Origin of the sequence: Streptococcus sp. VTCC 12905 (assembly GCF_049893385.1) — a bacterium.
Classification (GTDB): domain Bacteria; phylum Bacillota; class Bacilli; order Lactobacillales; family Streptococcaceae; genus Streptococcus; species Streptococcus suis_AA.
Genome location: NZ_JBMVJC010000062.1, coordinates 1 through 1,990, shown reverse-complemented (window position 1 = coordinate 1,990; position 1,990 = coordinate 1). Strand labels below are relative to the sequence as shown.

Here is a 1,990-nt window from a genome sequence, read left to right as displayed (position 1 = left end):
GCCCCTCTTGAAATGAGGAACAAGGCCGTCGCCTAATCTTTTATTATTTCATTGTCCACTTGACAGGGAGCTGTTCAAATACTAACTCAAGTTTTTTTAAGTCTACTATCTAAACTAAAATTTACGAATCTTCTCAGCATCTTTTATCTTACGCGGGCCAGTTCCATATTTCTCGGCATCCTTATCTTCCTTATATGGTAAGAAGTAAACTGCTGCTGCGTAAAGGGCGATTAACAAGATAAAAGATTTTCCAAATAGAAGACCTGCTATAAAGAGGGCTCGAACAAGCCACGGCTCCCATCCTAATTTATGAGCTATGCCAGCAAGAACGCCAGACACAACTTTTCCCTTTCTTACTCTATACAAATCAATTGACATCTTTTATTCCTTTCACATAAAAAGCACCTTGACCAGTCTGTGCTTTTATAAAGAGTAAATCATTTCCTGATTTTTCAAATTGATAAGGACTATTTTTCTTCTTTCGATTGACTACAACCTGTCCTGATTGAGACTCAATCTGTCCTCGAATTCCCTGCCCCTTCCCTGTTTGTAAGGTGAAAGGCGCGTGTGCCAATTGCACATACAAATGTTGTGGGTAGCCACCGCAGGTTGTCAAGCGAATATCCTGTTGTTTTTTATCTCTTGAACTGCGGATAGAAATATCTTCAAACGGCAAGTAGTCTAACCGGGCATCTGCTTGACCAAGTTCTACAGCTAGTACTGACATCCATTCCTGGGGTAAGCTAATGGTCAAGCGACAGGCCAAACTACTGTTGAAATATAGTCCTTTCTTTTCAACATAAAGACGGGGGAGTTTGTCTTCTGGCGCATCTTGATTATAAACAATTTCTACGGTGATCTGTTCATTCTTAGACTTAGTCAGAGTCAGCCGCCCCTCGGATAATTTTAGAAAGAGTGATTCAATTCCATCAAATGAATAGGCCTGTTTCAGCTTTGAGGAAGCAAAGACCTTGAAACTTGGTAAGGTAAAATTCAATTTTGCTTTTTCTTCCACAAAAAGAAAGTCTGGTTCTTGATTCATTTCCTTAAAACAGGCGCGAGCCTCTTCCTTGGTCAAGACACCTTTTTCATATAACTCAATTAAGCGTTCTTCTCTCTTTTGCGTCATAGACTCACCTCAATTCCATACTAGTATACCATATTTCGCAACAAAAAAATCAGCCCAAGGACTGATTCTAGAAAACCAAGGTTTACCCAAGGCAATTGATAGATTTTCTGAAAATGGATGAAAATTCTGCTTTGAAAACCCAAAATTTAATTCTATTACTCAACTCTGAGCGTATAAAAATCATCACGCTTGGGAACTGCGGAAGTTGAACGAGGTTTCCGATATTTATGACGGAACCCACCAAACTCCTAAGTATCAAGATGATGGTGTGATGTTTCTTAGTGTTGAGAATATCAAGACTTTGACTTCAAATAAGTTCATTTCTCGTGAGGCTTTTGAAGTTGAATTCAAAATAAGACCACAACGAGGTGATGTCTTGATGACTCGAATCGGGGATATAGGAACTGCGAATGTCGTTGAAACAGACGAAGACCTCGCCTATTACGTTAGTCTTGCACTATTCAAATCTGAGGAGTTAAATCCTTATTTCTTGCAGGCAAGTATTTATGCACCATTTGTACAAGACCAGATTTGGAAGAGGACTTTGCATATCGCCTTTCCAAAGAAAATTAACAAGAATGAGATTGGTCAAGTTCCAATCAATGTTCCGACACTAGCAGAACAGACGAAAATAGGCTCATTCTTCAAACAGCTAGACAACACCATCACCCTTCATCAGCGTAAGCTTGACAAATTAAAGAGTGTAAAACAAGCGTATTTGAGTGAAATGTTCCCCGCTGAAGGAGAGCGTGTGCCAAAACGCCGTTTTCCTGGATTTACTGACGATTGGGAACTGCATAAGTTTGATGAATGTTTTAATTTTCCTGTGTCTACAAATTCATTATCTAGAGCATTGTTAAA

Annotated in this window: 3 protein-coding genes; 1 reads left to right on the top strand and 2 read right to left on the bottom strand. The window is 39.2% G+C overall.

The genetic code is table 11. From position 1 onward, the window contains the following. Nucleotides 1-114: 114 nt before the first annotated feature. Together ACPC58_RS11565 and ACPC58_RS11560 are read right to left on the bottom strand one after the other, a co-directional pair. Nucleotides 115-378 carry a PspC domain-containing protein gene (locus ACPC58_RS11565; RefSeq protein WP_217374114.1) on the bottom strand — a complete coding sequence of 88 codons (264 nt, stop codon included), beginning with the start codon at nucleotides 376-378 and terminating at the stop codon, nucleotides 115-117. After that, a complete protein-coding gene (locus ACPC58_RS11560; protein ID WP_277837664.1) occupies nucleotides 368-1,129 on the bottom strand; it encodes a hypothetical protein in 762 nt (253 codons plus the stop codon). The genes ACPC58_RS11565 and ACPC58_RS11560 overlap by 11 nt, the downstream gene beginning before the upstream one ends. A gap of 205 nt (nucleotides 1,130-1,334) precedes the next feature. On the opposite strand from ACPC58_RS11560, the gene ACPC58_RS11555 reads away from it, so the two are divergent. Beyond that, a partial coding sequence (locus tag ACPC58_RS11555) for a restriction endonuclease subunit S (protein ID WP_434066027.1) occupies nucleotides 1,335-1,990 on the top strand: 656 nt, incomplete at its 3' end.

Bases quoted from the DNA above. Each gene is read 5' to 3' on its own strand.
- ACPC58_RS11565 (WP_217374114.1), bottom strand. From the start codon at position 378: ATGTCAATTGATTTGTATAGAGTAAGAAAGGGAAAAGTTGTGTCTGGC.
- ACPC58_RS11560 (WP_277837664.1), bottom strand. From the start codon at position 1,129: ATGACGCAAAAGAGAGAAGAACGCTTAATTGAGTTATATGAAAAAGGT.